The following is an 8,571-nucleotide window of genomic DNA, read 5'->3' as shown; positions in this document are numbered from 1 at the left end:
GCGACGAGGTCGAGGGCGTCGGCGCTGAGTTCGCTTTCGTTCAGGGGGTCCATTCCGGCAGGAGACCACTTCCGTCCCCGACACGTCGAGATGGAGATGTCACGGGGATGCGGACCCCAGTCATTCGACTCGCCGGCCGGCCCACGTCGCGGGCCCGGCTGGCGTTCTGGTGGGTCCGCGCGATCGTGGATTTCACCGAAACCGCCCAGATCAGGTCCTTGTCCGCGTCGGCCTGAGCCACCAGGGCGGTCCGCAGCCAACTGCGGACAGCTTGCCAGTTGCCGTACCTCTGCGGCAGGTGACGACAGGGGGTGCCGCTCTGGAACTTGCAGGCGACGACGTCCGTCACTTGGCGAGGGCCCACCGGCGGCCCCTTCGGTGTCGGGTCCTACCCGCCCACCAGCTTCCGAGACCCGTGGGCACGTGGAAGTGCTGGGCAGATCAGCGGCCACCCCAAGGCCGCAGCCGGACACACCGACCCGATCACCAGTAATGATCAGCGCGAACTGGGCCGGTGGACCCGGCATCAGTCATGCCGGCCCGGAACCAGGGGCCCTCGTACAGGACCGCGAAGAAGACAACGGGGCCCGGGAGCAAAGGAGGTCGCGTTCCGGGCCAGTGGCTGACTCGAGGGCGTCCGCGAGCGCGGCGTCGAGGAGGTCGTCCATGCGGATCCGGCGGTCGGTCAGCACGGACTCGAGGGCGCCGGTCACCATGGCGAGGCTCATGACGTTGTCGTGGACCTCGCCCATGGGTACGGTGCCGGTGCGTAGCGCGTGCACGAACTCGGCCAGGGAGCCGGCGACTCCCTTCGCCGGTTCAGCCGTTGTCCACATGCGTCCCGCTGCCCGGTCCACGTCCTTTCCGGGTGTCATCTCGACGGTGGCGGGGTGGTCTCCGTCCCAGGTGATGGAGCCGTGTTCGCCGCTGAGCCGCCAGGCTCCGTTCCAGGAGGTCTCCAGGCCGGGGCTGCACCAACTGCCGGTGAAGATGTAACGGCTGCCCCCGGTCATCTCGAAGACAGCGGTGGCGGCGGCAGCACCGACGTACCAGCTCCAGCCGGGGTTGTACTCCTCGCAGCGGACCGAGACCGGCTCGGCGTTCAGCAGCCAGCGGGCGGTGTCGAACGGATGGATCGCCATGTCGAGCAGCAGCGGGTGGGCCATTGCGTCGCGGAACCCGCCGAAGTGGGGTGCCTTGAAGAACTCGGTGGTCAGGATGCCAAGTCGGCCCAGTCGGCCGACCTGCTGCTTGAACGTGAAGAGGTGCGGGTGGTAGCGGCGGGACTGGCTGACCATGAACAGCTCGCCTGCCAGCTCTGCGGCGGCGGCTAGGCGCAGTGCCTCAGGCAGCGTGACGGCGAGCGGCTTCTCGCCGAGGACCGGCAGGCCGAGGGCGAGGGCCTCGAGGGTGACGGGCAGGTGCGCCGCGGGGACGGTCACGTCAACGACGGCGTCCGGCGATGTGGCCGCCGCCAGCGCGGTGAGGCCCGGCCCGGTGGGCACGTCCGGGGCACCCGTCTCCGCGAGGGCCTTCTCGGCCGCGGCCGGGTCGATGTCGACCAACCCGGCCAGCGCGGTGTCGGGGGAGGCGAGGATGGCGCGCAGCCAGAGCCGTGCCATACGGCCGGCGCCGACGACGAGGATCCGCAACGGCTCGCCGTCGTCCGGCACCGTCTTGAAGGTCGGCTCGGTCATTCCCGTACGCCGTCGCCGTCACCGTCACCGTCGAGGAACCAGTCGGTGTCACTGTGGATCAGTCGCGGTCTCGCGTGGACGGCGTCGGGGGCCGCCCAGCGGACGGCGTTGGCGATGACGCGGCGTACGTGGGGGTGGTGGTAGACGGGGTAGTCCTGGTCCCCGGGGCCGAAGTAGAAGATCTTGCCGTGACCGCGCCGGAAGGTGCAGCCGCTGCGGCAGACCTCACCACCGCTGAAGGAGCTGATGAAGATCAGCTCGTCGGGGGTCGGGATGTCGAAGAACTCCCCGTACATCTCCTGTCGCTCGATGACGATGGGGTGCGGCACACCGGCGGCGATGGGATGGGAGGGCGCTGTCGTCCATATCAGCTCGCGGTCTTCCGCACTGCGCCAGCGCAGAGTGCAGGTGGTGCCCATGAGCCGGGTGAAGATCTTCGACAGGTGTCCGGAGTGCAGCACGATGAGGCCCATCCCGGCGAGCACCCGGCGATGGACCCGTTTCACCACCTCGTCGGAGACCTCCCGGTGGGCGAGCTGCCCCCACCAGGTGAGCACATCCGTCTCCGCGACCACTTCCTCGGTCAAGCCGTGCTCGGGCTCCCGCAGCGTCGCCGTGCGCACCAGCGCCTCCTCGCCCAGGTGCTCGGAGATGCCCTCGGCGATGGCGCCGTGCATGCCCTGTGGATACCTCTTGGCGACCTCGGCATCGCGCTGCTCGTGCAGGTCCTCGCCCCAGACCGTGACCCGTAGGGGGGCCCGCGGTGTCGCCGATGACATGACATCTCCTTCAAGCGACGGCCGAGTCGTCGTCATGCGATCCATGCGATCCGTCGCGATGACCCCGGGCGGAGTTTGTCGAAAGTTTCGAAACCGCTCGATGAGCACGGTAGACCGCCCGGTTATGGCCGTCAAGATCCCGGATGTGGCCCCTCACGAAGGGTACGGGGGCGGTGTACAGGTGAACCGCGCGGTAATCTCCTGAAGAGAGAGTCAAGGCATGCCGAAAATTACCGGGAGAGCAGAGAGCGGATTCGTGACCCGAACCAGGACACCGCGGCCCACGCTCGCGCAGATCGCGGAGACGGCCGGCGTGTCGATCTCCACCGTTTCCAAGGTCTTGAACGGCCGGGACGACGTCTCGACGGACACTCGCGTCAAGGTCGACTCCGCCCTGCGCCAGCACCGGTACACGCGCCGCGGCGTATCGCTGTCCCCGCCGGCCGTCCGCGCTGTCGACCTCGTCATGAGCGGGCTCGACGGGTCGTGGCCCGCGAGCGTCGCGAGCGGTCTGGAAGCGGCGGCGTACGAGGCGGGAGTGCACGTCGTGATCTCCAAGACCCGATCGGGTGCCTCGGCGAACAACCACGGCGCACAGGACTGGGTGGACCGCGTGGTGGAACGCGGCAGTGCGGGCGTGGTCCTGGGACTCATCGAGCCGGCTCCCGACCAGCTCACCCGCCTGCGGCAGGCACAGATTCCCATCGTCGTCATCGATCCACTCAGCGATCCACCACCCGACGTGGTCTCCGTGGGTACGACGAACTGGGCGGGCGCCTACGAGGCGACCACCCATCTCCTGGACCGCGGGCACCGGCGTATCGCGTTGGTGACCGGGCCGCCGCACCACCTCTACGCACGGGCGCGCACCGCCGGCTACCGCTCCGCCATGGCGGCGGCAGGCATCGACGTGGAGCCGGCGATGATCCGGTACGGAACCTATGACCGCGCCAGCGGCGCGGAGCAGGTACGAGCACTCTGCGAGCTGCCCGAGCCGCCGACGGCGCTGTTCATCTGCTCCGACCACATGGCCATCGGCGGATACGAGGCCCTGGCCGCGGCCGGATTGCGCGTGCCAGAGGACGTCAGCGTCGTCGGCTTCGACGACCTGCCCGAGGCGCGGTGGGTCTCCCCGGCGCTGACGACGGTGCGCCAGCCGCTGAAGGACATGGGTGGCAGCGCACTGCGGACACTGCTCCGGCTGATGAACGGCGACGAGCCCGAAAGCCCCCGCGTCGAACTGGCCACGACCCTGGTCGTCCGCGACAGCACAGCGCACCGCGACTGACCAGACCAAGCCGCGCCGCGACCAACCAGAGCGCGGCTCTCCCCCATGCCGACCGCGGTCACCGGGCAGTCGGCAGCGGTTCGCGGCCCGGTGCCGCGGGCAGGCCCCGGCAACTCCTGCCGAGAATCTTCAGGCCACCGTGTCCGACCCCTTGACGCCCTGTACGGCGTGTTCCTAGGGTCTGCTGGCGTCGATAATTTTTTCGCAAGTTTGCGGAATGAGCGCCCTCGCATCACGATCCGCACATCTGGGATGTGCTCCGGGGGCAACAGCCGGCCGAGACCGCCGCGCAGCCCGACAGGCGAAAGGAGACAACCCCATGACCTCCGGACATCGACAGGCATTGGTGGTGCGAGGCGGTTGGGACGGCAACCATCCCGTTCAGACGACGAACCTCTTCATGTCGTTCCTCCGCGAGAACGGCTTCCGGATCCTGGTCGAGGACTGCCTGGAGGTCTACGAGGACGAAGACCTGCTCGTGGAGACCGACCTGATCGTGCAGTGCTGGACGAGGGGTGACATCACCGCCGGTGAGAGCGCCGGACTGATCGCAGCCGTCCGAGCGGGAACGGGATTCGCGGGCTGGCACGGCGGCGTCGTCGATGCGTTTCGCGAAGACCTCGACTACCAGTTGCTGATCGGCGGGAAGTTCCTCACGCACCAGCAGGGTCCCGGCCGGCACCGGATACACCTGACCGCTGAACACGCCGACCACCCGGTCATCGCCGGGCTCGACGACTTCGACATCCACGCCGAGCCGTACTGGACCCTGAACGACCCCTTGAACGACGTACTCGCCACGGTCACGTTCGACGCCGACGACACGCGACAACGGTCGACGAGTATTCCCGCAGCATGGGTCAGGACATGGGGCAAGGGCCGCGTCTTCGTGTCCACCGTCGGTCACAGTCCGGACGACTTCAGGAATCCCCACGTGCGCACCCTCACCGAGAGAGGGCTCCTGTGGGCAAGCCGCTGAGCCGTGGTCGGGAGCGCCGATCATCGGCGTGTGCGCGACGGCAACGGCGGCGACCAGCCGGCCGAAGACGTCCACGGCCGCAAGAACGCCCGGTGGTGCGGGCTGCCGTCGGGGTGACGTCCTGCTCACCTCCAGGGCGAGACCCTCGTGCATGCCAGGGCCTGCGCCAGTGAGGGAAACAGCAGGGAAGTCCCGCCGGAGCCGGCGGAGGTCCCACACGGCAGCATGCCGCTCCACCCCGGTTCCCTCCCCCTGCGGGACGGGTCAGGTGGGGGTGCGGCACGCCGAACAAGCGTGTCCGGCCGGTTCCGGCCGGGTGCACCGCTACTGATCAAGGAGGCTCGTGATGAGAAACATCACGACCCAGCTCCGAGCACGAATAGGCCGCGGGATGGCGCGGATCCTGGTGGTCTTGATGGTGTTCCCCCTCGGCGGGATCATCGCCATTCCCTCCGCCGCCCACGCCGACCAACGCGATACCGAGCCGTTCTCCGCTCTCGTCTTCAGCAAGACAGCCGGGTTCCGGCATTCCTCGATCCCAGCCGGGATCGCCGCGATCCGGAAGCTCGGTGACGACAACGGGTTCACCGTGGACACCACGGAGGACGCCTCGGCGTTCACGGACGAGAACCTCGCCCGCTACGACGTCGTCGTCTGGCTCTCGACGACCGGCGACGTACTCAACCAGACTCAGCAGGCCGCGTTCGAGCGCTACATCCAGTCCGGCGGCGGCTATGCCGGCGTGCACGCCGCGTCCGACACCGAGTACGAATGGCCGTGGTACGGCAAGCTGGTGGGCGCCTACTTCAAGAACCACCCGGCCCAGCAGAACGCCACCGTGAAGGTGGAGGACCCGGCGCACCCGTCGACCGCCGGCTTCGCGCCCACCTGGAACCGGTTCGACGAGTGGTACAACTACGGCACGAACCCGCGCGGGAAGGTGCACGTGCTGGCGTCGCTGGACGAATCGACGTACAACGGTGGCAGCATGGGGCCGGAGCACCCGATCACCTGGTGCCAAGGGTATGACGGCGGCAGGTCCTGGTACACGGGCATGGGCCACACCGTCGAATCCTTCTCGGACCCGATGTTCCGGCGGCACCTCCTGGGCGGTATCCGCACCGCCGCGGGTGTCGCGAACGCCGACTGCGCGGCCACGCTCAGCGACAGCTTCGAGAAGGTCACCCTCGACGACAACACGGCGAACCCGATGGAGCTGGCGGTCGCCGACGACGGCCAGGTCGTCTACATCGACCGCAACGGCGATGTGAAGGTCATCGCCCCCGGCGGCGGCGTGTCAACGGCCGGCCACCTCAACGTCTACACCGGCCAGGAGTTCGGACTCCTGGGCATCGCGCTCGACCCCCACTACACGACCAACGGGCACGTCTTCCTGTACTACTCGCCCAAGGGCGACCAAGCCGTCGACCGTGTCAGCCGGTTCACCATGAAGGGCGACACGCTCGACATTTCGTCGGAGAAGGTCGTTCTGACCGTCGACACCCAGCGGGATCAGTGCTGTCACGCGGGTGGGGCGCTGGAGTTCGACAACAACGGCAACCTCTACATCGCCACCGGCGACAACACCAACCCGTTCGCGTCGTCGGGGTACGCCCCCATCGACGAGCGGCCTGGGCGCTCAGCCTGGGACGCCCAGCGCACCTCCGCCAACACCAACAGCCTCAACGGCAAGATCCTGCGGATCAGGCCCACGGGTGACGGCACCTACACCGTGCCGCCGGGAAACCTCTTCGACGACGGTGACGACCGGACACGGCCCGAGATCTACGCCATGGGATTCCGCAATCCCTTCCGCATCGGACTCGACGAAGAAACCGGAAACCTGTTCGTCGCCGACTACGGCCCCGACGCCGGCTACGCGAACCCCGACCGCGGCCCGGACGGACGCGTCGAGTGGAACATCGTCCGCAAGCCCGGCTTCTACGGCTGGCCCTACTGCGTCGGTGCCAACACGGCCTATCGGGACTACGACTTCGCCACCGGCACCTCAGGTCCGGCGTTCGACTGTTCGACTCCCACGAACAACTCGCCGAACAACACCGGCCTGACCAAACTGCCATCGGCCGAACCCGCCACCATGTGGCAGGGCAAGTCGTCAACCGGTGTCCCCGAGATCGGCGGCAGCGGCGCGCCGATGACCTCGGGCAGCTACCGCTACGACCCGGAGCTGGAATCCGAACGCAAGTGGCCGGCGTACTTCGACGGCAAGGCGCTCTGGGCCGACTGGAACGACAGCCGTCTCTTCACGGTCCAACTCGATCGGACCAGGCGCACGTACACCGACGTCAACCGCATTTTCGCGGATCTGGACTTCACCCGTCCGCACGCCTTGCAGTTCGGGCCCGACGGCGCGCTCTACATGATCGAGTGGGGCAGCGGCTTCGGCGGCAACAACGCCGACTCAGGCATCTACCGTATCGACTACGTCCAGGGAAACCGAGCACCGACTGCCTACGCCACCGCGGACAAGACATCGGGCCCGGCCCCTCTCACGGTCGCGTTCGACGGGTCGAAATCGAACGACCGTGACGGACAGAAACTCACATATGCATGGGATTTCGACGGCAACGGCACCACTGACAGCACCGACGTGGCCCCCACGCACACCTACGAGACCGTCGGGGACTACACCGCACGCCTGACGGTGACGGATCCTGACGGACGCACCGGTGTGTCCAGCGTCGCCATCACGGTCGGCAACACCGCCCCTGAGGTGAAGCTGATCCTTCCCGCAGACGGCGCCTTCTTCGAGTTCGGCGACACCATCCAGTACGAGGTCGAGGTCAAGGACCCCGAGGACGGCACGATCGACTGCCAGAACGTGGTCGTCCAGCCCGGGCTCGGCCACGACGAGCACTCGCACGGCTACGAGCAGTACCGCGGCTGCAGTGGCAGCTTCGTGCTCCCCGGGGACGAGGGCCACATCGGCGAGAACATATTCGGCGTGGTCACGGCCACGTACACCGATCGAGGCGCTGCCGGTGCCTCACCGCTCACGGGTGAGGACACGGTGGTGCTGCACACCAAGCGCACCGAGGCCGAGTTCTTCGACGAGCACGGGCGACTGAAGGGATCGACCTCGGGAGGTACCGCCGGCGTGCAGATCGAGAACACCGGTGACGTCCAGGGCGGTGGTAAGAACGTCGGCTACATCGAGCCCGGCGACTGGTTCGGGTGGAAGGTCATGAACCTCAGTCGCATCGATCAGATCACGCTTCGCGCGGCAAGCCCCAGCAGCGGTGCGACGTGGGAGGTCCGCACCGGTGATCCTGACACCGGGCCGACCGTTGCGACGATCCAGGTCTCGGGCACTGGCGGCTGGCAGACGTACCAGAACTTCTCCGCCCAGCCGGTCGGCGCCACGACCACGGTGAGCGGGCCGCTGTACTTCGTGCAGGTCAGCGGCGGCTCCAATGTCAACTGGGTCGACTTCGAGGGGCAAGGAGCGTCGGAGCCCACACCCGGAACGTAACTGTCACGGCGATGTCGGCCGGCGGCGCCACGCCGCCGGCCGACTCCCACGTCACCACGCGGCAGCCGGATCAGCGGGCACCGCCCTCGGCACGCGAAAGTCTCGGCATGCCACCGCGGCCATACTCACCTCACAGGGCAACGGGACCACGACACCACAACGCGAGAATGCCAGTCATCCGGGTTCTCCAGGCGGGCGCCGAGCATACAAAGTACGACAATTACGGAAAAAGCATCGGGCGAGCAGCCCGACTGGAGGCACCTGAGCACACAGACTGGGTGTGCGATGTCGACGTCCCGACGTCGATCAGGCGGCCGACGGTGGCCAGGGTGCCC

General features: G+C 67.9%; 5 protein-coding genes. 3 read left to right on the top strand and 2 right to left on the bottom strand.

Annotated elements, in window-relative coordinates:
• Window positions 1–530 precede the first annotated feature (530 nt).
• Both A3IG_RS0126715 and A3IG_RS0126710 read right to left on the bottom strand, forming a co-directional pair.
• Window positions 531–1,697, bottom strand: coding sequence for a Gfo/Idh/MocA family protein (locus A3IG_RS0126715; RefSeq protein WP_018386657.1), 1,167 nt, complete (start codon window positions 1,695–1,697; stop codon window positions 531–533).
• Entirely contained in the window at window positions 1,694–2,476 is a 783-nt protein-coding gene (locus A3IG_RS0126710; protein WP_018386656.1) for a ThuA domain-containing protein, read from the bottom strand. The genes A3IG_RS0126715 and A3IG_RS0126710 overlap by 4 nt, the downstream gene beginning before the upstream one ends.
• Before the next feature lie 256 nt (window positions 2,477–2,732).
• Here A3IG_RS0126710 and A3IG_RS0126705 point away from each other — a divergent pair, with 256 nt between their 5' ends.
• From A3IG_RS0126705 to A3IG_RS0126695, 3 genes are all read left to right on the top strand, one after another.
• Window positions 2,733–3,764, top strand: a complete 1,032-nt coding sequence (locus A3IG_RS0126705; protein WP_018386655.1) for a LacI family DNA-binding transcriptional regulator — start codon at window positions 2,733–2,735, stop codon at window positions 3,762–3,764.
• Between the two features lie 319 nt (window positions 3,765–4,083).
• On the top strand, window positions 4,084–4,743 hold the full coding sequence (locus A3IG_RS0126700) for a ThuA domain-containing protein (protein WP_026220699.1): 660 nt from the start codon (window positions 4,084–4,086) through the stop codon (window positions 4,741–4,743).
• Between the two features lie 346 nt (window positions 4,744–5,089).
• Complete coding sequence (locus A3IG_RS0126695) at window positions 5,090–8,236, top strand: ThuA domain-containing protein (protein WP_236719109.1); 3,147 nt, start codon at window positions 5,090–5,092, stop codon at window positions 8,234–8,236.
• Window positions 8,237–8,571 lie beyond the last annotated feature (335 nt).

This window comes from Wenjunlia vitaminophila DSM 41686 (assembly GCF_000380165.1).
GTDB lineage: Bacteria > Actinomycetota > Actinomycetes > Streptomycetales > Streptomycetaceae > Wenjunlia > Wenjunlia vitaminophila.
The sequence above is the reverse complement of the archived record's forward strand: the minus strand, read 5'-3'. Positions and strand labels throughout refer to the sequence as shown.

Excerpts from the sequence above, each read along its gene's own strand:
- A3IG_RS0126715 (WP_018386657.1), bottom strand. The coding sequence starts at position 1,697 with ATGACCGAGCCGACCTTCAAGACGGTGCCGGACGACGGCGAGCCGTTG.
- A3IG_RS0126710 (WP_018386656.1), bottom strand. The coding sequence starts at position 2,476 with ATGTCATCGGCGACACCGCGGGCCCCCCTACGGGTCACGGTCTGGGGC.
- A3IG_RS0126700 (WP_026220699.1), top strand. The coding sequence starts at position 4,084 with ATGACCTCCGGACATCGACAGGCATTGGTGGTGCGAGGCGGTTGGGAC.
- A3IG_RS0126695 (WP_236719109.1), top strand. The coding sequence starts at position 5,090 with ATGAGAAACATCACGACCCAGCTCCGAGCACGAATAGGCCGCGGGATG.